This window comes from Mycobacterium sp. GA-0227b (assembly GCF_001499855.1).
In the GTDB taxonomy this organism is placed as follows: Bacteria; Actinomycetota; Actinomycetes; order Mycobacteriales; family Mycobacteriaceae; genus Mycobacterium.
This window is the reverse complement of record NZ_LQIK01000031.1, coordinates 212310-236874: the sequence shown is the minus strand read 5'-3', so window position 1 is coordinate 236874 and position 24565 is coordinate 212310. Positions and strand designations below refer to the sequence as shown.

The window sequence follows — 24565 nt, the reverse complement described above, 5'->3', positions numbered from 1 at the left end:
CAGCCTAAGCCCGGCGGGACGCCCCGCCGGTCACCGTTTCACCGACCGCCAGGGGAATGAGCAGCGGGGCGGCTGAGCGTCCTCGTCAAGGCAAACTGTTGGCCGACGGCCCCGTCGATATGTGAGTATGTCCGCGTGACTTTGCTGCGTGAGACGGCCCGACTGGCGGCCGCCGCGGCCGCCGTCGTCGCCCTCGTCGGCGGCGTGGCCCCGCTGTCGGCGGCCCAACCCGGTCCCCCGCCGGGACCGGTCAGCCCCGGATACGGCTCCGGCCCCGCGCCCGGGTCGGCGGCCACGCCCGGATACGGCTCCTCGGACTCCTCGGACTCCTCGGACTCTTCGTGCGCCGACATCGAGGTGATCTTCGCCCGCGGCACCGACGACACGCCGGGCCTCGGGACACCCGGCACGGCGTTCGCCAACGCGCTGCGCAGCTTGACCAGCGGCCGCAGCCTCAGCACGTACGCGGTCAACTATCCCGCCTCGTACGACTTCCTGGCCGCCGCCGACGGCGCGACCGACGCCACCAACCGCATCGCGATGATGTCGCAGCAGTGCCCGTCGACCCGCCTGGTGCTCGGTGGCTACTCGCAGGGGGCCGCGGTCATCGACATGCTGGCCGGCGTGCCGCCGCTCGGCAACAAGATCGGCTCGGTGGGTTCGGCTCCTCCGCTACCCAGGAGCCTGGTGCCCAACATCGCCGCCGTCGCGGTGTTCGGAAACCCGGCAACCAAGTTCAGCAACCCGATCACCAGCTCCGTGTTCGCGGGCCGGGCGATCGACCTCTGCAAGGATGGCGATCCGATCTGCTCACGCGGGCGCAACCCGTTCGCGCACAACGACTACGTGAGCTCCGGAATGGTTCAGCAGGCGGCGAATTTCGTCGCCGGTCTCGTCTGACCGCACCGACGGCGTAGCAAATCTGTCTACTCGCGCGTTGATTAGTTCCGTTAAGATCGGCGGGGTGCAAAGTGATCTTGTTCGCCGTTGGGGCCGTCGGGGGACGCTGCTCGTAGGTGCAGTCGTTCTTGCCGCGGCCGGACTCATCGCGCCCGTCATCACCGGCCAGCGGGAGGCCGTGCCGCTGGCCGCGGCTCAGTCGTGCCCCGAGGCCGAGCTCATCTTCGCGCGCGGCCGTACCGAATCGCCCGGCGCGGGAGTGGTCGGTAACGCGCTCATCAGCGCCCTGCGCAACAAGACCGACAAGAACGTCAACCTCTACGCCGTCAGTTATCCCGCCGATTACGAAATCGACATCGGCGCGAACGACATGAGCTCGCGCATCCAGGACATGGCCGGCCGTTGCCCCGACACCCGGCTGGTGCTGGGCGGCTATTCGCTGGGCGCTGCGGTCACCGACGTTGTGCTGGCCGCCCCCATTGCGGCGTTCGGCTTCGACAAGCCGCTGCCACCGGGCATGGACCGGCATATCGCTGCGATCGCGCTGTTCGGAAACGGGGCCGCGTGGGTGGGTCCGATCACCAACTTCAGCCCGCTGTACCGGGAGCGCACCATTGAGCTCTGCCACGGCGCGGACCCGATCTGCAACCCCGCCGAGCCCAAGACCTGGGAAGGCAACTGGCCCGACCACGCGGCGAGGGCCTACATCAACGCGGGAATGGTCAACCAGGCCGCGGATTTCATTTCGGGCCGAATCTGACGAGCGAAATCACTCTTCGGCGACGCGCAGGTCGCGGGTGACCTTGGTGCGGGCCTCGAGTTCGTCGTCGGGAGGATAGTCGACGCCGACGAGCGTCAGGCCCTGCGGTGGTGCGGCCGCGAATTCGCTGGAGCGTCGCTCGGCCGTCAACAGTGTGGCGCACCAACCGATCTCGCGGCGGTGTTCGCCGACCGCCAGCAGCGCACCCACCAGCGACCGGACCATCGACCAGCAGAACGCGTCGGCGGTCACATGAGCGGCGACCCGGGTGCCCTCGCTCGACCAGTCGAGGCGCTGCAGGTCGCGAATGGTGGTGGCGCCTTGGCGGTGGCGACAGAATGCGGCGAAGTCGTGCAGACCCAACAACTGTCGCGAAGCCTCGCTCATCGCCGCGACATCGAGGGGGCGCGGCCAGGCGGTCACGTAGCGCGCGTCGTGCGGTTCGACCCCGTACGGCGCCGTCGACAACCGGTAGACATAGTGCCGACGTAGCGCGGAGAACCGGGCGTCGAAACCCGGTGCGGCCCGGACAACGTCGAGTACCCGAACGTCCTGAGGGAGGAACCGCCCGAGCCGTCGCACCAGGGGCAGGAATTCGCTGTCGCCGGGACGTGTGGCGCGTGGATAGGCGTTCGGCAACGCATCCACCGGCACGTCGACATGCGCGACCTGACCGGTGGCGTGCACCCCGGCATCTGTGCGGCCTGCCGCCCGCAGCGCCACCGGGATGCGGAACACCGTTGACAGCGCGTCTTCGAGGACACCACTGACGGTGCGTTGCCCCGCCTGCACCGCCCACCCCGCGAATTCGGTTCCGTCGTAGGCGATGTCGAGCCGGAGACGAACGAACCCGCCACCGTTGCCGATGGCGGGTTCGTTCACAGCACTACTAGGACTTGTCGTCATCCTCGGCTTCGGCCGTCTCGGCCTCGTCGGCGGGCGCCTCGGCCTCGGTGGCTTCGGTCGAATCCGCCTTTGCCTCCTCGATCGTCTCTGTCTCCGTCGGGCCCTCGGTGGCCTCCGGCTCCACGGCCGCCTGCGGCGCGGCCGCTGCAGCGACGGGCTGCTCGGCCGCCTTCTGTGCGCCGCCAGCGCGGCGAGCACGGTTGGCCTCGGAGGTCACCGTCTTCTCCCGCACCAGCTCGATGACCGCCATGGGCGCATTGTCGCCCTTGCGGTTCTCGACCTTGATGATGCGGGTGTAGCCACCGTCGCGGTCGGCGAAGAACGGACCGATCTCGGCGAACAGCACATGCACGATGTCCTTGTCGCGGATCTTCTTCATCACCTCACGCCGGTTGTGCAGCGTGCCCTTCTTGGCGTGCGTGATGAGCTTCTCCGCGTAGGGCCGCAACGCCCGCGCCTTCGGCTCGGTCGTCTTGATCCGGCCGTGCTCGAAGAGCGCCGTGGCCAGATTGGCCAGGAGCGCCTTCTGGTGAGCGGAGCCCCCGCCGAGACGAGGACCCTTGGTGGGCTTGGGCATTGCGACTTCTCCTAATTGGGGCCGGCCCCCGTATCAGGTAGGACCGGGACGGTTCGTTCTGTTAGAGCTGTTCGGTTTCGGCGTAGTCCTGGTTGTCGTCCAGGTCGTAACCGGCGTCGCTGTTCCAGGTACCGGTGGCGACGTCGTAGCCGGCGACCTCGGACGGATCGAAGGTGGCCGGGCTGTCCTTGAGCGACAGACCCAACTGGTGCAGCTTGATCTTCACTTCGTCGATGGACTTCTGGCCGAAGTTGCGGATGTCCAGCAGGTCGGACTCCGTGCGGGCCACCAACTCGCCCACCGTGTGCACACCCTCGCGCTTGAGGCAGTTGTACGACCGCACCGTGAGGTCCAGGTCGTCGATCGGCAGCGCGAAGCTGGCGATGTGGTCGGCCTCGGCCGGCGACGGGCCGATCTCGATGCCCTCGGCCTCGACGTTGAGTTCCCGTGCCAGACCGAACAATTCGACCAGCGTCTTACCGGCCGATGCCAGCGCGTCACGCGGGGTGATCGAGTTCTTGGTCTCGACGTCGAGAATCAGCTTGTCGAAGTCGGTGCGCTGCTCGACGCGGGTGGCCTCCACCTTGTAGGTGACCTTGAGCACCGGCGAGTAGATGGAATCGACCGGAATGCGGCCGATTTCGGCGCCCGACGCCTTGTTTTGCACGGCGGGGACGTAGCCACGACCGCGCTCGACGACCAGCTCGACCTCGAGCTTGCCCTTGTCGTTGAGGGTGGCGATGTGCATTTCGGGGTTGTGCACCGTCACACCCGCGGGCGGAACGATGTCGCCGGCGGTGACCTCACCCGGGCCCTGCTTGCGCAGGTACATGGTCACCGGCTCGTCCTCCTCGGACGACACGACCAGGCCCTTGAGATTCAGGATGATGTCGGTGACGTCTTCCTTGACGCCCGGCACCGTGGTGAACTCGTGCAGCACCCCGTCGATGCGGATGCTGGTGACCGCCGCGCCCGGGATGGACGACAGCAGCGTGCGCCGAAGCGAATTGCCAAGGGTGTAGCCGAAACCGGGCTCCAGCGGCTCGATGACGAACTGGGAGCGGTTCTCGGCGCTGACTTCTTCGGACAGTGTGGGTCGCTGAGAGATCAGCATGTGTTTCTTTCCTCCTCTACGGCACCCGCTATTTGATGCCGCAAACTCCCCTAGCTTCGCTGGGGAACCCAGACCGCCATCGGGACGGCTTGGGAAGTCTTACTTCGAGTAGAGCTCGACGATCAGCTGCTCGGTGAGCGGGACGTCGATCTGGGCGCGTTCCGGCAGCTGGTGCACCAGGATGCGCTGGCGTTCGCCGACGACCTGAAGCCACGACGGGATCGGCCGCTCACCCGCGGTCTCCCGCGCGATCACGAACGGATCGGTGTTCAGCGACTTCTCCTTCACGTCGATGATGTCGTACTGCGACACCCGGTAGCTCGGGATGTCGACCTTGACACCGTTGACGGTGAAGTGGCCGTGGCTGACCAGCTGGCGGGCCATCCGGCGGGTGCGCGCCAGGCCGGCGCGGTACACCACGTTGTCCAGGCGGCTCTCCAGGATGCGCAGCAGGTTGTCACCGGTCTTGCCGGGCTGACGCACCGCCTCGTCGTAGTAGCGACGGAACTGCTTCTCCATCACGCCGTAGGTGAAGCGGGCCTTCTGCTTCTCCTGCAGCTGCAGGCGGTATTCGCTCTCCTTGATCCGCGCGCGGCCGTGCTGGCCGGGCGGGTAGGGGCGCTTCTCGAACGACTGATCGCCGCCGACCAGGTCGACGCCGAGGCGGCGTGACTTGCGGGTCGCGGGTCCGGTGTAACGAGCCATGACTTAGTTCCTCCCTAGACCCGACGCCGCTTGGGCGGACGGCAGCCGTTGTGCGGCTGCGGCGTGACATCGGCGATCGCGCCGACCTCGAGACCGGCGGCCTGCAGCGACCGGATGGCGGTCTCGCGGCCCGAGCCCGGGCCCTTGACGAACACGTCGACCTTCTTCACGCCGTGCTCCTGCGCCTTGCGGGCGGCGTTCTCGGCGGCCAGCTGCGCGGCGAACGGCGTGGACTTCCGCGAGCCCTTGAAGCCCACGTGGCCCGACGACGCCCAGGCGATGACGTTGCCCTGCGGATCGGTGATCGTCACGATCGTGTTGTTGAACGTGCTCTTGATGTGCGCGGCGCCGTGCGGGACGTTCTTCTTTTCCCGGCGACGGGTCTTCTGACCCTTCTTGGGGGCGGCGGCCTTCTTAGCTGGAGGCATCTCTCTTACCTGGCCTTCTTCTTACCCGCGATGGTGCGCTTCGGTCCCTTACGGGTGCGCGCGTTGGTCTTGGTCCGCTGACCGCGCACCGGAAGGCCGCGGCGGTGCCGCAAACCCTGGTAGCAGCCGATCTCGATCTTGCGGCGGATGTCGGCCTGCACCTCGCGACGCAGATCGCCTTCCACCTTGAGGTTGCCCTCGATGTAATCGCGCAATGCCGTCACCTGATCATCGGTGAGGTCCTTGGTGCGCTGGTCCTTGTCGATACCGGTCGCCGCCAGAATCTCCTGGGACCGGGTACGGCCGACGCCGTAGATGTAGGTCAACGCGATCTCCATGCGCTTGTCGCGCGGGAGGTCGACGCCCATGAGACGTGCCATCAGGCAGTGTTCCTTCTTCTCTGCGGAGGTCTGGTCCCAGCCCGTTCCCTCTTCGTGATGGGGTCCGGCCTCCGTGCCGGACGTGTCGAGCGGCGTATCCGCTCAGTGGTGCTGGGAGTTCGTCATTGAGTTGTGTTTTGAGCGGAAGCGGAAGCTCAAGCTATTTACTCTTCGCGCAAGCGCTCATCGCCGACTAGCCTTGTCTCTGCTTGTGGCGTGGATCTGAGCAGATAACCATGACCCGCCCATGCCGACGGATCACCCTGCACTTATCGCAAATGGGCTTGACGCTCGGGTTCACCTTCACGGCTTGTTCGATCCCCTGTGCTCTCTGTAGTCGACTCGCGCAAGCGCTCGTCGATGGTCTGGTTACTTGTACCGGTAAACGATGCGGCCCCGGGACAGGTCGTAGGGAGACAGCTCCACCACGACGCGGTCCTCGGGCAGGATGCGGATGTAGTGCTGCCGCATCTTGCCGCTGATGTGGGCAAGGACCTTGTGTCCGTTCTCCAGCTCAATGCGGAACATCGCATTGGGCAGAGGTTCGACCACCCGGCCCTCGACCTCGATGGCACCGTCTTTCTTGGCCATTGGTTTTCGGAGATCCTCCGTGTCCGTCTAGATAGTTGGCGCCTTTCCGCCGCGAGCGGCGGATACTGCTCGAGCGCAGCATCCGCTCCGACTACAAAACGTGAGCCAGTAGCCAGAAATTCCAGAACAGGGCACGCAAGAGTCGGCGCGATCACCGCACCGTTGGTCCATATTACCTGCTGGAGCGCTCGCCCCAAAATCGCCGGACGACCATCTCACAGCGACTGGATTCACCACTATATCCGCTGGACAACCGGCGCATACTTGATCACGATGACCGGCGCCACTCCGCAACCTCGCAAGCCCGTGATCCTCTCCGTCGACGACGATCCTGCTGTGTCGCGCGCGGTCGCCCGCGATCTGCGACGCCACTACGGCGAGAACTTCCGCATCGTGCGCGCCGAATCGGGACCCGACGCGCTCGAGACGCTCAACGAGCTGAAGCTGCGCGGCGAGACCGTCGCGGTATTCGTCGCCGACTACCGGATGCCGCAGATGAGCGGCATCGACTTCCTCGAAGAGGCGATGGACATCTACCCGATGGCCCGCCGGGTGCTGCTCACCGCGTACGCGGACACCCACGCCGCGATCGACGCCATCAACGTCGTCGACCTGGACCACTATCTGCTCAAGCCCTGGGACCCGCCGGAAGAGAAGCTCTACCCGGTGCTCGACGCGCTCATCGAGGCTTGGCGCGAGACGGGCGACCGCGCGATTCCCCACACCAAGGTGATCGGCCACCGCTGGAACGAGCGATCGTGGCAGGTACGCCAGTTCCTGGCGCGCAACCAACACTCGTTCCGCTCGTTCATGGCCGACGAGCAGAAGGGCAAGCAGCTTCTGGACGCGGCCGGGCTCGACGAGTACCGGCTCCCGGTGGTGATCACCGAACAGGGCGAGACGCTGGTCGAGCCGACCGACGCCGAGTTGGCCGCGATGCTCGGGCTGTCCACCAACCCCGCGCTCGAGCTTTATGACCTGGCCGTCATCGGCGGCGGGCCCGCTGGCCTGGCGGCGGCGGTGTACGGCGCCTCGGAGGGCCTGAAGACCGTGCTGATCGAGGCGACGACGACCGGCGGCCAGGCCGGCCGCAGTTCGCGAATCGAGAACTACCTCGGCTTCCCGACCGGCATCTCGGGCGCCGAACTGACCACCTCGGCCCGCCGGCAGGCCGAGCGCTTCGGCGCCGAAGTCATCACCACGCGCAAGGCGGTCAGGATGCATGCCGACGACAGCGGTGCCGCGCGGACCATCGAATTCGCCGACGGCGGAACCATCGCCGCCCGAGCGGTCATCCTCGCCACCGGCGTCGCCTACCGCCAGCTGCGCGACGTCCCGGGCTGCTGGGACGACCCCGACGAGAACGCATGCAACTACATCGGCCGCGGCGTCTTCTACGGCGCTTCGGTGTCGGAGGCCTCCGAATGCGCGGGCGAGGACGTGTACATCGTGGGGGGCGCCAACTCGGCGGGCCAGGCCGCCATCTTCATGTCGGAGAAGGCCAAGTCGGTGACCCTGCTGGTGCGCGGTCCGTCGCTGACCGCGTCGATGTCGCACTATCTCGTGGATCGCATCGAGAAGAACCCCAAGATCCACGTCCGCACCTGCACCGAGGTCGTCGACACCTTCGGCGAGGACGACCATCTCGCGGGCCTTGTTCTGCTCGACAAGCAAACGGGCGCCAAGGAACGCGTCAACTGCGACCGGATGTGCTGCTTCATCGGCGCCGAACCACGGACCGAATGGCTGGACCTGGTGGCCAAGGACGACCACGGGTTCATCCTTTCCGGCCCGGACGTGACGAAGGTCGCCGGGTGGGCTTTGGACCGCCCGCCGCACCATCTGGAAACAAGCGTGCCCGGTGTGTTTGTTGCAGGAGATGTGCGTTCTGAATCCGCCAAACGGGTGGCGGCCGCCGTCGGCGAAGGGTCGATGGCGGTGATGTTGGTGCACCGGTACCTGGCGGAAGCATGATTGTCGGCACCGCCGACGAGGCATAGGAGGAACGACATGGGCGACTCACCGCAGTGCCTGCCCGACGAACTGCGGACACTGTTCCTGTTCGAGAAGCTGACCGACGCGCAGCTTCAGATCCTGTGCGAGAACGGGCACATCCAGACGTTCGAGCCCGGCCCCGTCGTGGTGGAGGGCGAGCCGGCGACCTGTTTCTACGTGTTGATCGACGGTGAGTTGGTGATGTCGAAGCGCTCAGGAGGCCTTGACATCGAGACCAACCGCACGTCGCAGCGCGGCGTGTACTGCGGGGCGTGGTCGGCGTACATCCCCGGCGCCGAAGCGGCCTACTCCGCCTCGGTGCGCGTCACCAAGCCGTCGCGGTTCTTCGTGCTTGACGCGGATGCGTTTGCGCGCTTCATGCAGTCGGAATTCCCGATGGCCGTGCATCTGCTCGAGGGACACCTGGTCGGCGGCCGACGGCACAGCCAGATCATCGGCCAGCGTGAGAAGTTGTTGGCCCTGGGCCAACTCTCGGCGGGACTGACGCATCAACTCAACAATCCCGCGGCGGCAACTGCCCGTGCTGTGGCAGATCTGCGTGACCGGGTCGGCAAGATGCGGCACAAGCTGTCGATGCTGGCCGACGGGAAGTTCAGCCCGGAGGCCTTGTGCGTGCTGGTGCGGATGCAGGACGAGGTCGCCGAGCAGGTCGCCAAATCCAAGGCCACCGAACTCACCGCGCTGGAGGCCGCCGATCGGGAGGAAGCGATCGGCGAATGGCTCGAGGGGCACGGCATCACCGGCGGATGGGATTACGCACCGACCTTCGTCGACGCCGGGCTGGACACCGATTGGCTGGAACGGGTTTCCGCCTCGGTCGATGAGGTATTGGGAGAAGAGCAAGCTTCGGCGTCGTTGCAGGGCGCCATCGGCTGGCTGAAATACACGATCGACACCGAACTGCTGATGAACCAGATCGCCGAGGCCAGCAAGCGGATCTCGGCGCTGCTCGCCGGCGCCAAGCAGTACTCGCAGATGGACCGTGCCCCATACCAGTCCGCCGACGTCCATGAGCTACTGCACAGCACGTTGATGATGTTCGGCGAGAAGGTCGGCAAGGACCGGCCGGTCAAGGTCGTCAAGGAAATGGACAAGTCGATACCCGAATTGCTCTGTTACCCAGGTGATCTCAATCAGGTGTGGACGAACATCATCGACAACGCGATCCAGGCGATGGGTGGTAGCGGCACGTTGACGTTGCGGACCATGCGTGAGAACGAAGAGATGATCCGCGTTGAGATCTGCGACGACGGGCCAGGCATTCCCGAGGACATCATCGGCAACATCTTCAACCCGTTCTTCACCACCAAGCCGTTCGGCGAGGGCACCGGCCTCGGCCTGGACCTGGCCCGTCGGATAGTGGTGGAGAAGCACCACGGGGACCTACGAGTCGAGTCCGAACCCGGGCACACGAAATTCATCGTGCTGCTGCCCCTGGTGGCTCCCGGTCCGGACGCGTCGACGCCGGCAGAGCTTGCGGCCACAACGGAATAGCCGGACGACGCCGACGGGTTGCAGCGACCATGACGAAACCGGATCTCGGCAGGTACGGCGCCTTCGGCCACTACTCGATGTGGCAGCAACTCAGCGCGGACCAACTGCGGGCGATCGAAGGCCTCGGCTACGGGGCCATCTGGGCCGGCGGCTCTCCCGCGGCCGAATTGCCCTGGGTGGAGCCGATTCTGGAGGCGACCAGCAGTATCAAACTGGCAACGGGCATCGTCAACATCTGGACCGCGGACGCCGGCCCGGTCAGCGAGTCGTTCCATCGCATCGACTTGGCCTATCCGGGCCGGTTCCTGCTCGGCATCGGTGTCGGCCATCCCGAAGCGCACGCTGAATACCAGAAACCCTTTGACGCGCTGCGCCTGTACCTCGACAAGCTCGACGAGTACGGCGTTCCCGAGGACAGGCGGGTGGTTGCGGCGCTGGGGCCGCGGGTGCTGAAGCTGTCGGCGCAGCGCGCGGCCGGCCCGCACCCCTATCTGACGACACCCGAGCACACCGCCGAAGCACGTGAGCTGCTCGGGCCGGAGGCGTTCATCGCACCGGAGCACAAGGTCGTGCCGACCACGGACGCCGAGAAGGCCCGCGCCGTCGGCCGCAAAGCGCTCGAGATCTATCTCAACCTGACGAATTACCTCAACAGCTGGAAGCGGTTGGGCTTCACCGACGCCGATGTCGCCAAGCCCGGCAGCGACCGCCTTGTCGACGCCGTGGTGGCCTATGGCACCGTCGACGCGATAGCCGCACGATTGAAGGAGCACCTCGATGCGGGAGCGGACCACGTCCCCGTGCAGGTGCTCACCCGACCGGACAAACTGGTGGACGCACTCGCCGATCTGGCCCGCCCGCTCGGGCTCAACTGACACAGGGGGAACCGCATGACTGAGCTCAAGCCCGATTTCGGCCGCTACGGCGTCTGGACGTTCGGCGTCCCCAAGCCGGAACAGGCGGTCGAGATCGAGAAACTCGGCTACGGCGCGGTGTGGATCGGCGGATCGCCGGCCGGCAACCTCGAGTACGTCGAGCCCATCCTCGAACGCACCGAGAATCTTCAGGTCGCCACCGGCATCGTCAACGTGTGGACGGCACCCGCCGCCGAGGTCGCCGAGGCGTACCACCGCGTCGAGGACGCTTATCCGGGACGGTTCCTACTCGGCATCGGCATCGGCCATCCCGAACACACCGAGGAGTACCGCAAACCGTACGACGTGCTGGTCGAGTACCTCGACGCGCTGGATGCCAAGAAGGTGCCGACCAGCCGGCGCGTGATAGCCGCGCTGGGCCCGCAGGTGCTCAAGCTGGCCGCGCAGCGCAGTGCCGGAGCGCATCCGTACCTGACCACGCCGCAGCACACCGGCGAGGCACGAAATCTCCTGGGCCCCACCGTGTTCATCGCCCCCGAGCACAAGGTCGTGTTGGCCCGAGACGCCGAGACGTCCCGCAAGATCGGCCGTGAGACCGTCGACTTCTACCTGAACCTGTCGAACTACCTGAACAACTGGAAACGGTTGGGCTTCACCGACGAAGACGTCGAGAAGCCGGGCAGCGACCGGCTGATCGACGCCGTTGTCGCGCACGGCACGACGGACGCGATCGCGGCGCGGCTGAACGAACACCTGGAGGCGGGCGCCGATCACGTGGCGATCCAGGTGCTCGGAGGATGGGACGCGCTGCTCCCGACGTTGACCGAACTGGCGGGGCCGCTGGGTTTGAAGGGCGCCTAGAACCGCATCGAGTTGTGCCGATCGTCGTGCCCGAACCGCTGGTGCAGAGTTCGCAGCACGGCGGCGCAGGCGGCGCGCTCGGCCGGGTCGATGCGGTCCAGCACCCGGCGCAACTCGCGCCGTCGATACGCGGTCACCCGCCGGACCACATCGCGGCCCTCGTCCGTCAACTCGAGGGTCACGACGCTGCGATTGGCGGGGTCTCCGCCACGCACCAGATAGCCGCGGGCATGCAACCGGTCGGCCAGGCGGGTCACCGAGGAGCCCACCACGCCAAGGGCCTTCGCGCACTCCGACGACGTCGAGCGTCCAGCCTGCGCCAGCACCAGCAGCAGCCGAAACTGCGGCAGTGAAACATCGACCTGTTCCACGCTGCGCAGCGCGACACCCACCAGGTCCCCGGTGGCCACCTCGAATGCCACGAGCTCCTCGACCGGTGTCTTGGCCGCGGCCCCCTTACGCGTCGGCACGTGCGAAGTATTGCATGGCGCAAGCCCTTCAGACGGCGATCAGTTGCGGTCCGCCAGCTGACGCCGAAGCTTCCTGGTCTCCTCGAAGCGCGCGGTGACATCGCGCAGCGTCGCCGCGATACCGACCAGCTCGTCATCGGCGCCGAACAGTGGCGCAATGGTGAACTCGACCGAGATGGTGCTGCCGTCCTTCCGCATAGCCGGTACCGACAGCAGGTCACCGGCCCCGTAGCGGCTCTGCCCGGTGTCCATCACGTTCTGCCAACCCTTCCAGTGCCGTGCGCGAAGCCGCTCGGGAATTATCAGGTCGAGTGACTGCCCGAGCGCCTCGGCCGGGGCGTATCCGAAAATCCGCTGGGCACTGCCGTTCCAGAACGTGATGACGCCATCGCGGTCCGCGCAGATGATCGCGTCAGGTCCGGTCAGAATCGCCGCGGCGACCAATGCGTCGTCCATGTCACCTCTAGATTTGCATACAGCAATACTTGCGGTATGCAAGAGAACGTAGCAGAGTGGGATTTGAGTCGATCCAATCTCCGAAGGAGGGCGCGATCGTGACCCTCTGGCACGACAGGTTGCGGGCGTCGGGATTACGGGTGACCAAACCACGCCTGGCAGTGTTGGCCGAGGTAAGCGAGCACCCGCATGCCGACGTGGACCGCATCGCCGCGGGCGCGCGCAAACGCATCGGATCTTTGTCGACACAGGCTGTTTACGACGTGCTCTACGCGCTGACCGGTGCGGGCCTGTTGCGGCGCCTCGAGCCGGCCGGCTCACCGGCACGGTTCGAGCTCGAAGCCGGTGACAACCACCACCATCTGGTCTGCAGGTCGTGCGGTGGGATCGCTGACGTCGACTGTGTCACCGGCGAGAAGCCGTGCCTGCGCGCCGGCGACCAGTCGGGCTACCTGATCGACGAAGCCGAGGTGACGTTCTGGGGCGTCTGCCCCGAATGCCAAGTTCGAAACAGCCCAACTGATTGGAGATCGGCATGACCACACCACGTTTCGGGTCGACCACCGGATCCGGCGCACCGGCCGCCAGCGACCGCAACTCGTTGACGGTGGGCGCAGGCGGTCCGATCGTCCTGCACGATGTGCACTTCCTCGAACAGATCGCGCACTTCAACCGCGAGCGGGTGCCCGAGCGCAGTCCGCACGCCAAGGGTTCGGGGGCGTTCGGTGTCCTGAAGGTCACCGAGGACGTCTCGCAGTACACCAAGGCGGCGCTGTTCCAGAAGGGCGCCGAAACCGATCTGCTGGTGCGGTTCTCGACCGTCGCGGGCGAGCAGGGCAGCCCGGACACCTGGCGCGACGTACGCGGCTACGCGATGAAGTTCTACACCTCCGAGGGAAACTACGACATCGTCGGCAACAACACCCCGATCTTCTTCCTGCGCGACCCGATCAAGTTTCCTCACTTCATCCGCAGCCAGAAGCGGCTGCCCGACTCCGGCTTGCGATCGGCCCAGATGCAGTGGGACTTCTGGACTCTCAACCCCGAGTCGGCCCACCAGGTCACCTACCTCATGGGTCGGCGCGGGCTGCCGCGAACGTGGCGGCACATGAACGGATACGGCTCACACACCTACATGTGGGTCAACGCCGGTGGCGAGAAGTTCTGGGTGAAGTACCACTTCCACACCCACCAAGGCATGGAATTTCTCACCAACGACGAAGCCGCGGCCATGGCCGGTGAGGACGCCGACTTCCACCGCCGCGACCTGTTCGACGCGATTGCCGCCGGCGACTATCCAAGCTGGCGGCTGTCGGTGCAGGTGATGCCCTACGCGGAGGCGGCCGACTACCGGTTCAACCCGTTCGACCTGACCAAGACCTGGTCGCACGCGGACTATCCACTGGTCCCGGTCGGCATCTACACGCTCAACCGCAACCCGGAGAACTTCTTCGCCGAGATCGAGCAGGCCGCGTTCTCGCCGGGCAACACCGTGCCCGGGGTCGGGCTGTCGCCGGACAAGATGCTGCTTGGCCGCGCGTTCGCCTACAACGACGCTCAGCGCAACCGCATCGGCACCAACTTCCACCAACTGCCCGTCAACCAGCCCCGCCACGGGGTCGAGATGAACACCTACATGTTCGACGGGCAGATGACCTACCACCACTCCGGCGCCGCCGCGGTCTACGCGCCCAACAGCACCGGTCGGCCGTGGGCCGACACGACCGGACCGGCAGAGGACGGCTGGGAGGCCGACGGAGAGTTGTTGCGCGCGGCATACTCGCTGCATTCCGAGGACGACGACTTCGGGCAGGCCGGGACGCTGGTACGCGACGTCTGGGACGACGCGCAGCGCAGGGCTGCGGTCGAGACGATCGCCGGGGCCCTGCTCGGCGGTGTCAGCGGCGACGTGCTGGACCGCGCGCTGCAGTACTGGCGAAACATCGACGCCGACCTCGGCGCCCGCGTCGAAAAGGCCGTTCGCGCAGGCGAAGTGCCCGAACCCGTCGACGGTATGGGCGACGCATAGGCCGCCTCGACCGAGCCGGGTTCCGGGACGCCGGGACCCGGCTCTTGCGTCGGCCACCCCCGCATTACTAGGATATCCAACTATCTATCAGTGAAGGGCACGCTCATGAGCACACAGATTCCGCATTTCATCGACGGCAAGCGCACGACCGGCCAGTCGAGCCGCACCGCCGACGTCTTCAATCCCAGCACCGGCGAGGTGCAGGCTCAGGTGGCGATGGCGTCGGCCGCGGATGTGGACGCCGCGGTGGCGGGCGCCGCGGAGGCGCAGAAGGCATGGGCGGCGTGGAATCCGCAGCGCCGTGCCCGTGTGCTGATGAAGTTCATCGAGCTGGTCAACCAGAACGCGGACGAACTCGCCGACATGCTCTCCCTCGAGCACGGAAAGACCCACGCCGACTCCCTCGGCGACATCCAGCGCGGGCTGGAGGTCATCGAGTTCTCGGTCGGAATCCCCCATCTGCTCAAGGGCGAGTTCACCGAGGGCGCGGGCACCGGCATCGACGTGTACTCGCTGCGCCAGCCACTCGGCGTGGTCGCGGGTATCACGCCGTTCAACTTCCCCGCCATGATCCCGCTCTGGAAGGCCGGACCCGCGTTGGCGTGTGGCAACGCGTTCATCCTCAAGCCGTCCGAGCGCGATCCCTCGGTTCCGGTCCGGCTCGCCGAACTGTTCGTCGAAGCCGGCCTACCTCCGGGCGTGTTCCAGGTGGTGCAGGGCGACAAGGAGGCCGTCGACGCGATCCTCGAGCACCCGGTCATCCAGGCGGTCGGCTTCGTCGGCAGCTCCGACATCGCGCAGTACATCTACTCGACTGCGACGGCGAACGGCAAGCGCGCCCAGTGCTTCGGCGGCGCCAAGAACCACATGATCGTGATGCCCGATGCGGATCTCGACCAGGCTGTTGACGCGTTGATCGGCGCCGGCTACGGCAGCGCAGGTGAGCGCTGCATGGCGATCAGCGTGGCCGTGCCCGTCGGCGAGGAAACTGCCAACCGTCTGCGCGCCCGGCTCGCCGAGCGCGTCGCCGAACTGCGCGTCGGTCACAGCCTCGACCCGAAGGCCACCTACGGCCCGCTCGTCACCGAGGCGGCGCTCAAGCGGGTGCGCGGCTACATCGACGCGGGCGTCGAGGCCGGCGCCGAGATCGTGGTCGACGGCCGCGAACGCACCAGCGACGACATGCAATTCGGTGATGCCAGCCTCGAGGGCGGCTTCTTCATCGGGCCCACCCTGTTCGACCATGTCACCGCCGACATGTCCATCTACACCGACGAGATCTTCGGCCCGGTGCTGTGCATCGTGCGGGCCCACGACTATGAGGAAGCGTTGAAGCTTCCCTCCGAGCACGAGTACGGCAACGGCGTGGCCATCTTCACCCGCGACGGCGATGCGGCTCGCGACTTCGTCTCACGGGTGCAGGTCGGCATGGTCGGCGTCAACGTGCCGATCCCGGTTCCGGTGGCCTACCACACTTTCGGCGGCTGGAAGCGGTCCGGCTTCGGCGACCTCAATCAGCATGGGCCGCACTCGATCCTGTTCTACACCAAGACGAAGACCGTCACTCAGCGGTGGCCGTCCGGCATCAAGGATGGCGCCGAGTTCGTCATCCCGACCATGAAGTAGCGCCCGGCGAGCGCTCGCGCTAGGAGAAAGCAGCGGTGGACTACTTCGGCTTCGACGACGACGAACGCGTGATCGCCGAGACGGCGGCCGCGTTCGCCGAGAAGCGCCTCGCGCCGCACGCTCTGGAGTGGGATGCCACCAAGCACTTCCCCACCGACGTGTTACGTGACGCCGCCGAACTGGGGATGGCCGCGATCTACTGCCGCGACGACGTCGGTGGTAGCGAGCTGCGACGGCTGGACGCCGTGCGCATTTTCGAGCAACTCGCGACGGCCGACCCGACCGTCGCGGCGTTCCTGTCGATCCACAACATGTGCGCCTGGATGGTCGACGCCTACGGCACCCACGAACAACGCAAGGCGTGGGTGCCGCGGCTGGCGTCGATGGAGCTGATCGCCAGCTACTGCCTGACCGAACCCGGTGCGGGCTCCGACGCGAGCGCGTTGCGCACCAGGGCCGTTCGTGACGGCGACCATTACGTCCTTGACGGTGTCAAGCAGTTCATCTCGGGCGCCGGGTCGTCGGATCTGTACATCGTGATGGCCCGCACCGGTGGTGACGGCCCCCAGCCCAAATCCAAGGGCATCTCGACGTTCCTCGTCGAAAAGGACACTCCCGGACTGAGTTTCGGCACCGACGAAGACAAGATGGGTTGGCACGCCCAGCCCACCGCACAGGTGATCTTCGACAACGTCCGGGTACCTGCCGAAGCGATGCTCGGCGGCGCCGACGGCGAGGGTGCAGGCTTCGGGATCGCGATGAACGGGCTCAACGGCGGCCGCATCAACATCGCCGGCTGCTCGCTCGGCGGCGCACAGGCCGCCTACGACAAGGCCGCCGCCTATGTGCGCGACCGGGAGGCGTTCGGCGGCGCACTGCTCGACGAGCCCACCATCCGGTTCACTCTCGCCGACATGGCCACCACGCTGGAGGCATCGCGAAACCTGTTGTGGCGGGCGGCCCGAGCTCTCGACGAGAACCACCCGGACAAAGTGGAGCTGTGCGCGATGGCCAAGCGCTATGTCACCGACTCGTGCTTCACGGTCGCCGACCAGGCGCTGCAACTGCACGGCGGCTACGGCTACCTCACCGAGTACGGGCTGGAGAAGATCGTCCGGGATCTGCGGGTACACCGAATCCTCGAGGGCACCAACGAAATCATGCGCGTGGTCATCGGACGGTCGCGGGCCGCCAAGGTGCGCGAATCGGCATAGCGTCGGAACAGGAGAGCACATGAGCACAGTGGCGTTTCTGGGGCTCGGCCACATGGGCGGGCCGATGGCGGCGAACCTGCTCGCCGCCGGGCACGCCGTGCACGGCTTCGACCCGGTGCCCGCGTTGAAGGATGTCGCCGCCGGCAAGGGCGCATCGGTGTTCGACAGCGGCGCCGAGGCGGTTGCCGCCGCCGACGTCGTCATCACCTCGCTGCCCAACGGCGACATCGTGAAAGCCTGCTACGCAGAGGTGTTGCCCGCCGCGCGCGAAGGGGCGCTGTTCATCGACACCTCCACGATCTCCGTCGACGACGCCCGCACCATCAACAACCAGGCGGCCGACCGCGGCTTCGCCCAGTTGGACGCCCCCGTTTCCGGCGGGGTGAAGGGCGCGACGGCGGGCACGCTGGCGTTCATGGTGGGAGGTGAAGAGTCCGCGGTCGAGCGGGCTCGACCGGTGCTGGAGCCGTTGGCGGGCAAGATCATTCACTGCGGTGCCGCCGGGACCGGCCAGGCCGCCAAACTGTGCAACAACATGGTGCTCGCCGTGCAGCAGATCGCGATCGGTGAGGCGTTCGTGCTGGCGGAGAAACTGGGCCTGTCAGCGCAGTCGCTGTTCGATGTGATCACCGGCGCCACCGGCAACTGCTGGGCGGTGCACACGAATTGCCCCGTGCCAGGTCCGGTTCCGGCGTCACCGGCGAACAACGACTTCACGCCGGGCTTCGCTACCGCTCTGATGAACAAAGACCTCGGGCTGGCGATGAACGCGGTCAAGTCGACGGGCTCGAACGCGCCGCTGGGCAGCCACGCCGCAGAGATCTACGCCAAATTCGCCGCCGACCACGCGGACAAAGACTTCAGCGCGGTGATCGAAGTGCTCCGCGAAAGCTGATTCGCAGCTGATTCAGGGCGTGCCCGCTGGCGCGTCGAGCCAGGCACGCTTGCCGTAGCCGTCGAGATGGGCAACTTCTTCGACCGGCTTGCGCGTGGTCGGCCCGTACCGACCACGCGGCCAACCGAGGGGTACGACGCAAACAGGTGTCACGGTGAGCGGCAGGCCCAAGGTTCTGCGGGCAGACGTCACACTCCACAGCGGCAGGGTGATCAGCGACGCACCCAGCCCCATCGCCCGAGCCGCCAGCAGCAGGTTCTGCACGCTGGGGTAGATCGATCCGAAGAACGACGACTCACCCACGAAGGGCGTTGGCGTGTACGGCAACCGCATGCCGCCGCGCAGACACGGCACGACGAGGACGGGAATCTCACTGAAGTGGTCGACCTGCCACTGCACTGCACGCAAGATCTTCAGCATCGACTCGTCACCGGCGGCGACGCGCCGGCCGAGTCCGCCGTAGAGCGACCAGGCTTGACGGTAACGTTTGCCGAGCGCGTCCTTGACAGCCTGGTCCTTCACCACGATGAACTCCCAGTTCTGCCCGTTCGAACCGGTAGGAGCTCGCAAGGCCAGCTCGATGCACTTGAGCACGACGGCATCGTCGACGGGGTCGGGAAGTACGCGGCGCACGGCACGCTGGGTCATCATTGCCTCGACCAGCGGCATGTCGAGCCGGGCGAGTGCTTCGTCAGTTGTGGGGATGTCGGTCATGTGACCGACGCTACCGTTACGCAGCCCGAGCTGGAATCGCTGCTACGCAGCCCGAGCTGGAATCGCTGCTACGCAGCGGAAGGCTTGCGGACCTTCCACCAGTTCGCGTGCAGCCGTTGGCAATCCGCAACGGTCAAAGGAGGCTCGCCTGCGTAGTCGGGCCGAACCGCCAGGGCGGTCGGGATGTCGGGGGTGCCCTCGCCGGTGACCACCGCGGTGGCGAGGCCCGCGGCGTTCGCGGCTCGCAGCCCGCAGGCCGAGCCGGTCACGGCCATCGCGTCCTCGGCGGACAGGCCCAGTTCGTCGAGTGCGTGACGATGCGCTTCGGGGTCGGGCATCGGCTTGGTGACGTCTTCGGTGGTGACAACGGCCTCGACCAGGCCCTCGCCGACAAGTTGTCGCACCAGTGGCTCTGCCCACCCGCGCCTGCCGTTGGTCACGACGGCCAGCTGGACGCCGGCGCGGACCGCGTCCATCACGAAGTCGACCAGACCGGGCCGCGGTGAGAGGTCGCGCTCAAGGATCAACTCGTCGAACATCATTGTCTTGGTCGTATAGATGTCGTCGGCCAGCAGCGCGGTCAGCACATCGGACTCGGTGGCGACGCAGCGCTTGCGCAGTTCCGCGGCAATGCGCTGGCGCTCGTCGGTCAGTGCCAGAAGCTGCCGGTACCGCGCCACCGACCACTGGCAGTCCAGGCCGTGTGCCGCGAACGCCGCGTTGTAGGCCACGCGGTGGCCGTCGCATTCGATGTCGGTCAGTGCGTCGAGGTCGAAGACCACGGCGCGGATGGAACAGCCCGGCCCCGTGGGCGATGCGCAGTCCCACCAGAATCGGCCCGCGCGCCACGTCGTCTCATGCGTTGTCGGCATGCAGACAAGGGTGTCCGATGTCACACGTTCCGAACCTCCCCCAATCGGGGGATCGGCGATGCCAAGTTGCGCTACCACGGCAAACGGCACCTCTAAGGTTGGTGCCATGCCGAGCAGCCCCCCGGTGCGATTAGTGCTGGTCGACGATCATGAAATGGTCATCGAAGGCCTCAAGGCCATGCTCGCGGCGTTCTCGGATCGGGTGCAGGTGGTCGGGCAGGCCGTGGGCGCTGAGCGGGCGCTCAGCGTCGTCGACGAACTCGACCCCGACATCGTGTTGTCCGACGTCCGCATGCAGGGCTCGAGCGGACTCGACCTGTGCCTGGAGCTGCGCGAGCGCAAGCCGGAGCGCAAGGTCGTGATGCTGTCGGTCTACGACGACGAGCAGTACCTGTTTCAGGCGCTGCGGGTCGGGGCGTCGGGTTATCTGCTCAAGAGCATCAGCAGCGACGAGTTGGTGCGCCAGTTGGAGTTCGTCCACCGCGGCGAGACCGCGATCGACCCCGGGATGGCGGCCCGCGCCGTCGACACCGCGGCGCGGCTGCAGCGCGACGAGTTCTGGCCCGGCGCCCGGCAGGGGCTCACGCAGCGCGAGAGCGAGATCCTGTCGTTCGTCGTCAACGGGCTGTCCAACCGCGCCATCGCCACCAAGCTGGTGATCGGCGACGAGACCGTCAAGACGCACCTCAGCTCGATCTACCGCAAGCTGGGGGTGAGCGACCGCACCGGCGCGGTGGCGACGGCACTGCGGGAAGGGATCTACCAGTGAGCCAGCCGGACGCCGTGCGGGAGTTGAGCCAGTACGCGCTGGCCGCCGACCGCGAGCTGGCGCTGCTGCGCGAGCTGATCCAGGCCGCGTCGAAGGGGCCGGGCGTCGAACCGCTCGCCGCCGCGGCCGCGCGCATGATCACCGCGGCGACCGCCAGCGACGTCTGCTTCGTGCACGTCCTCGACGACAGCGACCGGTCGCTCACGCTGGCGGGCGCCACCCCGCCGTTCGACGCGGAAATCGGCAAGATCAGACTGCCACTGGGACAGGGCATCTCGGGTTGGGTGGCCAGCCACCGCGAGCCCGTGGTCATCACCCAGGACAAGGAGTCCGACCCCCGCTACATGCCGTTCCAGTCGCTGCGCGGCTCGGACTTCACGTCGATGGTGTCGGTCCCGATGGAGACCGACCCCGGAGGCCTGGTCGGCGTGCTCAACGTGCACACCGTCGAGCGCCGCGAGTTCACCGAACGCGACGTCGAATTGCTCGTGGTGATCGGCAGGCTGATCGCCGGCGCCATGCACCAGGCCCGGCTGCACCGGCAGCTGGTGGCCCGCGAGCGGGCACACGAGAACTTCGTCGAGCAGGTGATCGAGGCTCAGGAACTCGAACGGCGCCGGCTCGCAGGCGATATCCATGACGGCATCTCCCAGCGCCTGGTCACGCTGAGCTACCGGTTGGACGCGGCCACCAGATCCGACGATGCCGCGATCGTCGCCGAACAACTCGGCAAAGCGCGCGAGCTGGTGGAGCTGACCTTGCAGGAGGCCCGCGCGGCGATCAGCGGGCTGCGGCCACCGGTGCTCGACGACCTCGGGCTGGCCGGCGGCCTGGCCAGCCTGGCGCGGTCGATACCGCAGGTCGGCATCGAGGTGGACCTCGCCGAACGCCGGCTGCCCGACCACATCGAGCTCGCGCTCTATCGGATCGCGCAGGAGTGCCTGCAGAACGTCGTCAAGCATGCGAAGGCCACGTCGGCCCGGTTGATGTTCACCGTCGACGCGGGTGACAGCGGCGACGTCGCTCGACTCGAAATCATCGACGACGGAGTCGGTTTCGACACCTTCGAGCATCCGCTCGGCGGCGACGACATGGGCGGCTACGGCCTGCTGTCGATGGCCGAACGCGCCGAGATCGTCGGCGGCCGACTCAACATCAGGTCGCGCCCGGGCGCGGGCACCGCGGTGACGGCCACGATCCCTGTCCCGTCGGCCCCCGCTTAAGCGCGAGCAGACGCGAAGTGCCCAATTTTCGGCGGTTTTCCGAGCAATTAGCGTCTGCTCGCGCTGAGGGGTCGCGCGCCTCGTGGCGCGACTAGAAGTCTCCCGAGTTGCGGCGCAGCGTCTGGATCGAGTCCGCCAGGGCCCGCGACTCGGCGTCGGACATCCCGATGTCGGCGAACACCTCGTTGTTCAACGTCTCCGTGGCGTCCTCGACGGTCGAGCGGCCGAGGTCGGTGATCTGCACCAGCGTCGTGCGCCCGTCGGTCGGATGGGGGACCCGCTCCACCAGGCCGTCGGCTTCCAGGCGCCGGATCGCGTGGGTGACGCTGGTGACGTGCACCTGCAACCGGTCGGAGGCCTTGGTGATAGGCAACGCGCCGTTACGGCTGAACGCCAACAACCGAAGCAGCTCGAACCGCGAGAAGCTCAAGTCGTATGGCCGCAGCGCACTCTCGACGCGGGCCAGCAGGATCTGGTGCGCCCGCATCACCGACGTCACCGCGACCATGCCGTCGGCGACCTCGCCCCATCCGCAGCGCTCCCAGTTGGCCCGCGCGAGCGCGATCGGGTCCCGGTCGTCCTGCCGCGGCGATTCGAAGGGCACGCCCCTTCATACCGCATCCGCCGATGCGGTCAGCGGCTTTCGGCCCACGGCCTGGGCCACCGCCGCCACCACCGCGCGGGTGGATTTGCGATCGCCCACGGTGATGCGCACGCCGCCGTCGGCGTAATGGCGCACACGCATCCCGATCGTGTCGAACGCCTCTTTCCAGCAACGGCCGCACTCCGGCAGGTACACGAAGTTGGCGTTGCTCTCGGTGCTGTACACCCCCATCGCCCGCAGCCGCATCCGCAGGTACCGGCGCTCACAGGTGATCATCCGGATGCGTTGGCGCAACTCGGCTTCCGCGTCGAAAGAGGCCGCCACCGCGACCAGTGCGGTGATGGCGACGCCGAACGGCAACTGCATGGCCCATAGCCGCCGGGCCAGCGCGGGTGCGCAGAAACCGTAACCGATTCGCAGTCCGGCCAAGCCGTACGCCTTGGAAAAGGTCCGTAGCACAACGACATTCGGATGCCGTGCGACCACTGCCACGGCATCGATCCGGCATTCCGGTGGCAGGAACTCGACGTAGGCCTCGTCGAGCAGCACCACGGTGTCCGACGGCACCCGCCGCAGGAACCGCTCGAGGTCGGCGGCGGTTTCTACGGTGCCGCTCGGATTGTGCGGCCGGCACACCACCACGACCCTGGCGTCCACCGCGGCAGATGCCATCGCGTCGAGGTCGTGGTGACCGTGCGCGTCGAGCGCGATGGTGACCGATTTCAACCGGGCCATCTGCGCGAATACCGGATACCCGTCGAACGTCGGCGAGGCCGTCACCATCGTGTCGCCGGGACTGGTCAGCGCCTGCAGCACCTGCATGATCACACCCGTCGCTCCGGCCCCGATGACCACCTGCTCGTCGCGCACCCCGATGCGCTCGGCGATCAACGTACGCAGCCGCTCGGGCAGATACTCCGGATACCGGTTCGCCGCCTCGATCGACGCGATCAGCGCCGACCGGACCGACGGCAGCGGCGGGAAGGGATTCTCGTTCAGCGACAAGGCCATCGGGTTCGACGCGTCCGGTAACGCGCCGACGGCCGCCAATCCGCTACACCCCGGCGTCGCCATCACCCGCGACCGCCCCATCGGACGGCGGCCGCGCCCGCGAAGTCACCGGCATGGGCGAATGCCGCCATCAGCACCACGTCACCCGCAACGAGGCGCCCGCTGCCGATCGCGCGGTCCAAGTTGACGGGAATGCCAGCGGCGAACAGGTTTCCGCACGTTTCGAAGGTGTCGACGTGACGTTCGGCGGGTAGCTCGAGTGCTTCACGCCAGTTCCTGAGGAACGCCCGGTTGGGCTGGTTGGTGACGAGCAGGTCGAGGTCGGCGGGCTTCACGCCGATGCGGTCGCACACCGCATACGACACCTCCGGCACTTGCCGGTTGCCGCGCGCCAGCACCTTGGTGATCTTGCTTTCGGTGAAGCCGATGCACCCCTCCCCCGGCCCCGGCTGCCACCATTTGCGCGGCGGGTCGATCGCGATCGTCATATCGCCGGCGAACTCGCCGTAGGTGCGGCATTCCACGTCGAGAATCGGCGACTGCTCGGAGACCGCCACGAGCCCGACGGCCGCGCCGTCGCCGGGCACCGACGCCTGGGCCTTGCGTCGCACCCCGGGTTGGTCGAACACCTGCCCGGCGGCGTTCTGCGCGACGGCGATCAGCGCCGTTCGGCCCGCCCCGGAGGACAGGAGTTGCCGGGCCACCTGAAGTCCCAGCACGAAGGCCGCGCAACCGCCGTTGTGTAGGTCGAGCACCCAGTCCGGCTTCATGCCGAGGCGATGGGCCATGGCGCCGCCGCCGCCGTAGAACGGCATGTCGGGCATCTGGGTGTGGGTGATCAGCACGTCCGCGCCGGCGATCGCGTCGTGGCCGTGCCGCTCGATCAGTCCGGCCGCCGCACGCTCGACCATGTCGACCGCCGTCTCGTCGGGCGCAACGTGGTGGCGGAACCTGGGCGCGCGGAACATCACGTTGTCACGCAGGTCGTCGGATTCGGCGAACTGCGCGTAGTAGTCGGCGCCGATCGGATCACCCGGCAGGTAGGTCGAAACATCCAGAAGGCTGACTGTCATCG

Annotated in this window: 28 protein-coding genes; 13 read left to right on the top strand and 15 right to left on the bottom strand. The window is 67.0% G+C overall.

Going from position 1 to position 24565, the window contains the following annotated elements:
* Window positions 1–135 precede the first annotated feature (135 nt).
* Together AU185_RS20445 and AU185_RS20440 are read left to right on the top strand one after the other, a co-directional pair.
* A complete protein-coding gene (locus tag AU185_RS20445) occupies window positions 136–900 on the top strand; it encodes a cutinase family protein (protein WP_059101405.1) in 765 nt (254 codons plus the stop codon).
* A gap of 64 nt (window positions 901–964) precedes the next feature.
* Window positions 965–1660 carry a cutinase family protein gene (locus AU185_RS20440; protein ID WP_156425609.1) on the top strand — a complete coding sequence of 232 codons (696 nt, stop codon included), beginning with the start codon at window positions 965–967 and terminating at the stop codon, window positions 1658–1660.
* Between the two features lie 9 nt (window positions 1661–1669).
* Here the strand turns inward: AU185_RS20440 and truA are convergent, their stop codons facing one another.
* The 8 genes from truA to infA all read right to left on the bottom strand — a co-directional run bounded on the left by truA (window position 1670) and on the right by infA (window position 6361).
* Window positions 1670–2566, bottom strand: coding sequence for a tRNA pseudouridine(38-40) synthase TruA (truA, locus tag AU185_RS20435; protein WP_172800409.1), 897 nt, complete (start codon window positions 2564–2566; stop codon window positions 1670–1672).
* A complete protein-coding gene (gene rplQ / locus AU185_RS20430) occupies window positions 2550–3143 on the bottom strand; it encodes a 50S ribosomal protein L17 (protein ID WP_059157006.1) in 594 nt (197 codons plus the stop codon). Before rplQ ends, truA begins: the two co-directional genes overlap by 17 nt.
* 61 nt (window positions 3144–3204) lie before the next feature.
* Complete coding sequence (locus AU185_RS20425; RefSeq protein ID WP_059101402.1) at window positions 3205–4257, bottom strand: DNA-directed RNA polymerase subunit alpha; 1053 nt, start codon at window positions 4255–4257, stop codon at window positions 3205–3207.
* Window positions 4258–4356: 99 nt separating this feature from the next.
* Complete coding sequence (rpsD, locus tag AU185_RS20420) at window positions 4357–4962, bottom strand: 30S ribosomal protein S4 (protein WP_059101401.1); 606 nt, start codon at window positions 4960–4962, stop codon at window positions 4357–4359.
* Between the two features lie 14 nt (window positions 4963–4976).
* A complete protein-coding gene (rpsK, locus tag AU185_RS20415; protein WP_059101400.1) occupies window positions 4977–5390 on the bottom strand; it encodes a 30S ribosomal protein S11 in 414 nt (137 codons plus the stop codon).
* 5 nt (window positions 5391–5395) lie between these two features.
* Entirely contained in the window at window positions 5396–5770 is a 375-nt protein-coding gene (gene rpsM, locus AU185_RS20410) for a 30S ribosomal protein S13 (protein WP_059101399.1), read from the bottom strand.
* A gap of 193 nt (window positions 5771–5963) precedes the next feature.
* Window positions 5964–6077 carry a 50S ribosomal protein L36 gene (gene rpmJ / locus AU185_RS24870; RefSeq protein WP_003879483.1) on the bottom strand — a complete coding sequence of 38 codons (114 nt, stop codon included), beginning with the start codon at window positions 6075–6077 and terminating at the stop codon, window positions 5964–5966.
* A gap of 62 nt (window positions 6078–6139) precedes the next feature.
* On the bottom strand, window positions 6140–6361 hold the full coding sequence (gene infA / locus AU185_RS20405; RefSeq protein WP_003418601.1) for a translation initiation factor IF-1: 222 nt from the start codon (window positions 6359–6361) through the stop codon (window positions 6140–6142).
* A 273-nt stretch (window positions 6362–6634) separates the two neighbouring features.
* Between infA and AU185_RS20400 the strand changes: the two genes are divergently transcribed.
* From AU185_RS20400 to AU185_RS20385, 4 genes are read left to right on the top strand one after another with little or no spacing between them, the layout of a single operon-like run.
* A complete protein-coding gene (locus tag AU185_RS20400; RefSeq protein ID WP_059101398.1) occupies window positions 6635–8335 on the top strand; it encodes an NAD(P)/FAD-dependent oxidoreductase in 1701 nt (566 codons plus the stop codon).
* Window positions 8336–8371: 36 nt separating this feature from the next.
* Complete coding sequence (locus AU185_RS20395) at window positions 8372–9871, top strand: ATP-binding protein (protein ID WP_059101397.1); 1500 nt, start codon at window positions 8372–8374, stop codon at window positions 9869–9871.
* 29 nt (window positions 9872–9900) lie between these two features.
* Complete coding sequence (locus AU185_RS20390) at window positions 9901–10746, top strand: LLM class F420-dependent oxidoreductase (RefSeq protein ID WP_059101396.1); 846 nt, start codon at window positions 9901–9903, stop codon at window positions 10744–10746.
* A 15-nt stretch (window positions 10747–10761) separates the two neighbouring features.
* A complete protein-coding gene (locus AU185_RS20385; RefSeq protein ID WP_059101395.1) occupies window positions 10762–11607 on the top strand; it encodes an LLM class F420-dependent oxidoreductase in 846 nt (281 codons plus the stop codon).
* Here the strand turns inward: AU185_RS20385 and AU185_RS20380 are convergent.
* Complete coding sequence (locus AU185_RS20380) at window positions 11604–12077, bottom strand: MarR family winged helix-turn-helix transcriptional regulator (RefSeq protein WP_059101394.1); 474 nt, start codon at window positions 12075–12077, stop codon at window positions 11604–11606. The two genes, AU185_RS20385 and AU185_RS20380, sit on opposite strands and share 4 nt — an antisense overlap.
* 39 nt (window positions 12078–12116) lie before the next feature.
* Window positions 12117–12533, bottom strand: a complete 417-nt coding sequence (locus tag AU185_RS20375; RefSeq protein ID WP_059101393.1) for a PAS domain-containing protein — start codon at window positions 12531–12533, stop codon at window positions 12117–12119.
* 98 nt (window positions 12534–12631) lie between these two features.
* On the opposite strand from AU185_RS20375, the gene AU185_RS20370 reads away from it, so the two are divergent.
* The 5 genes from AU185_RS20370 to mmsB all read left to right on the top strand — a co-directional run bounded on the left by AU185_RS20370 (window position 12632) and on the right by mmsB (window position 18297).
* Window positions 12632–13072: a Fur family transcriptional regulator gene (locus AU185_RS20370; RefSeq protein ID WP_059101531.1), complete on the top strand. Its 441-nt coding sequence runs from the start codon at window positions 12632–12634 to the stop codon at window positions 13070–13072.
* On the top strand, window positions 13069–14562 hold the full coding sequence (locus tag AU185_RS20365) for a catalase (protein ID WP_059101530.1): 1494 nt from the start codon (window positions 13069–13071) through the stop codon (window positions 14560–14562). Before AU185_RS20370 ends, AU185_RS20365 begins: the two co-directional genes overlap by 4 nt.
* A 105-nt stretch (window positions 14563–14667) precedes the next feature.
* Entirely contained in the window at window positions 14668–16188 is a 1521-nt protein-coding gene (locus AU185_RS20360; protein ID WP_059101529.1) for a CoA-acylating methylmalonate-semialdehyde dehydrogenase, read from the top strand.
* 35 nt (window positions 16189–16223) lie between these two features.
* Window positions 16224–17402, top strand: a complete 1179-nt coding sequence (locus AU185_RS20355; protein WP_059101392.1) for an acyl-CoA dehydrogenase family protein — start codon at window positions 16224–16226, stop codon at window positions 17400–17402.
* 19 nt (window positions 17403–17421) lie between these two features.
* On the top strand, window positions 17422–18297 hold the full coding sequence (gene mmsB, locus AU185_RS20350) for a 3-hydroxyisobutyrate dehydrogenase (RefSeq protein WP_059101391.1): 876 nt from the start codon (window positions 17422–17424) through the stop codon (window positions 18295–18297).
* A gap of 12 nt (window positions 18298–18309) precedes the next feature.
* On the opposite strand, the gene AU185_RS20345 is transcribed toward mmsB, so the two are convergent.
* A complete protein-coding gene (locus tag AU185_RS20345) occupies window positions 18310–19011 on the bottom strand; it encodes a nitroreductase family protein (protein ID WP_059101390.1) in 702 nt (233 codons plus the stop codon).
* A gap of 68 nt (window positions 19012–19079) precedes the next feature.
* A complete protein-coding gene (locus tag AU185_RS20340; protein WP_059101389.1) occupies window positions 19080–19883 on the bottom strand; it encodes an HAD-IA family hydrolase in 804 nt (267 codons plus the stop codon).
* Between the two features lie 106 nt (window positions 19884–19989).
* Between AU185_RS20340 and AU185_RS20335 the strand changes: the two genes are divergently transcribed.
* Both AU185_RS20335 and AU185_RS20330 read left to right on the top strand, forming a co-directional pair.
* On the top strand, window positions 19990–20652 hold the full coding sequence (locus tag AU185_RS20335; protein ID WP_059101388.1) for a response regulator: 663 nt from the start codon (window positions 19990–19992) through the stop codon (window positions 20650–20652).
* Window positions 20649–21875: a GAF domain-containing sensor histidine kinase gene (locus AU185_RS20330; RefSeq protein ID WP_059101387.1), complete on the top strand. Its 1227-nt coding sequence runs from the start codon at window positions 20649–20651 to the stop codon at window positions 21873–21875. Before AU185_RS20335 ends, AU185_RS20330 begins: the two co-directional genes overlap by 4 nt.
* A gap of 91 nt (window positions 21876–21966) precedes the next feature.
* On the opposite strand, the gene AU185_RS20325 is transcribed toward AU185_RS20330, so the two are convergent.
* Genes AU185_RS20325 through AU185_RS20315 form a run of 3 tightly spaced genes read right to left on the bottom strand, consistent with a single transcriptional unit; the run spans window position 21967 to window position 24563 of the window.
* A complete protein-coding gene (locus AU185_RS20325) occupies window positions 21967–22479 on the bottom strand; it encodes a MarR family winged helix-turn-helix transcriptional regulator (RefSeq protein WP_059101386.1) in 513 nt (170 codons plus the stop codon).
* Window positions 22480–22485: 6 nt separating this feature from the next.
* Entirely contained in the window at window positions 22486–23553 is a 1068-nt protein-coding gene (locus AU185_RS20320; RefSeq protein WP_059101528.1) for a pyridoxal phosphate-dependent aminotransferase, read from the bottom strand.
* Window positions 23553–24563 (bottom strand): 3-oxoacyl-ACP synthase III family protein, encoded by a 1011-nt coding sequence (locus AU185_RS20315; protein WP_059101385.1) that lies wholly within the window; start codon window positions 24561–24563, stop codon window positions 23553–23555. Before AU185_RS20315 ends, AU185_RS20320 begins: the two co-directional genes overlap by 1 nt.
* Window positions 24564–24565 lie beyond the last annotated feature (2 nt).

Excerpts from the sequence above, each read along its gene's own strand:
- AU185_RS20425 (WP_059101402.1), bottom strand. The coding sequence starts at position 4,257 with ATGCTGATCTCTCAGCGACCCACACTGTCCGAAGAAGTCAGCGCCGAG.
- AU185_RS20400 (WP_059101398.1), top strand. The coding sequence starts at position 6,635 with ATGACCGGCGCCACTCCGCAACCTCGCAAGCCCGTGATCCTCTCCGTC.
- AU185_RS20315 (WP_059101385.1), bottom strand. The coding sequence starts at position 24,563 with ATGACAGTCAGCCTTCTGGATGTTTCGACCTACCTGCCGGGTGATCCG.
- AU185_RS20335 (WP_059101388.1), top strand. The coding sequence starts at position 19,990 with ATGCCGAGCAGCCCCCCGGTGCGATTAGTGCTGGTCGACGATCATGAA.
- AU185_RS20345 (WP_059101390.1), bottom strand. The coding sequence starts at position 19,011 with ATGACCGACATCCCCACAACTGACGAAGCACTCGCCCGGCTCGACATG.
- AU185_RS20340 (WP_059101389.1), bottom strand. The coding sequence starts at position 19,883 with ATGCCGACAACGCATGAGACGACGTGGCGCGCGGGCCGATTCTGGTGG.
- AU185_RS20360 (WP_059101529.1), top strand. The coding sequence starts at position 14,668 with ATGAGCACACAGATTCCGCATTTCATCGACGGCAAGCGCACGACCGGC.
- AU185_RS20375 (WP_059101393.1), bottom strand. The coding sequence starts at position 12,533 with ATGGACGACGCATTGGTCGCCGCGGCGATTCTGACCGGACCTGACGCG.
- infA (WP_003418601.1), bottom strand. The coding sequence starts at position 6,361 with ATGGCCAAGAAAGACGGTGCCATCGAGGTCGAGGGCCGGGTGGTCGAA.
- AU185_RS20390 (WP_059101396.1), top strand. The coding sequence starts at position 9,901 with ATGACGAAACCGGATCTCGGCAGGTACGGCGCCTTCGGCCACTACTCG.
- rpsK (WP_059101400.1), bottom strand. The coding sequence starts at position 5,390 with ATGCCTCCAGCTAAGAAGGCCGCCGCCCCCAAGAAGGGTCAGAAGACC.
- AU185_RS20365 (WP_059101530.1), top strand. The coding sequence starts at position 13,069 with ATGACCACACCACGTTTCGGGTCGACCACCGGATCCGGCGCACCGGCC.
- rpsD (WP_059101401.1), bottom strand. The coding sequence starts at position 4,962 with ATGGCTCGTTACACCGGACCCGCGACCCGCAAGTCACGCCGCCTCGGC.
- AU185_RS20385 (WP_059101395.1), top strand. The coding sequence starts at position 10,762 with ATGACTGAGCTCAAGCCCGATTTCGGCCGCTACGGCGTCTGGACGTTC.
- AU185_RS20320 (WP_059101528.1), bottom strand. The coding sequence starts at position 23,553 with ATGGCGACGCCGGGGTGTAGCGGATTGGCGGCCGTCGGCGCGTTACCG.
- rpsM (WP_059101399.1), bottom strand. The coding sequence starts at position 5,770 with ATGGCACGTCTCATGGGCGTCGACCTCCCGCGCGACAAGCGCATGGAG.
- rplQ (WP_059157006.1), bottom strand. The coding sequence starts at position 3,143 with ATGCCCAAGCCCACCAAGGGTCCTCGTCTCGGCGGGGGCTCCGCTCAC.
- truA (WP_172800409.1), bottom strand. The coding sequence starts at position 2,566 with ATGACGACAAGTCCTAGTAGTGCTGTGAACGAACCCGCCATCGGCAAC.
- AU185_RS20395 (WP_059101397.1), top strand. The coding sequence starts at position 8,372 with ATGGGCGACTCACCGCAGTGCCTGCCCGACGAACTGCGGACACTGTTC.
- mmsB (WP_059101391.1), top strand. The coding sequence starts at position 17,422 with ATGAGCACAGTGGCGTTTCTGGGGCTCGGCCACATGGGCGGGCCGATG.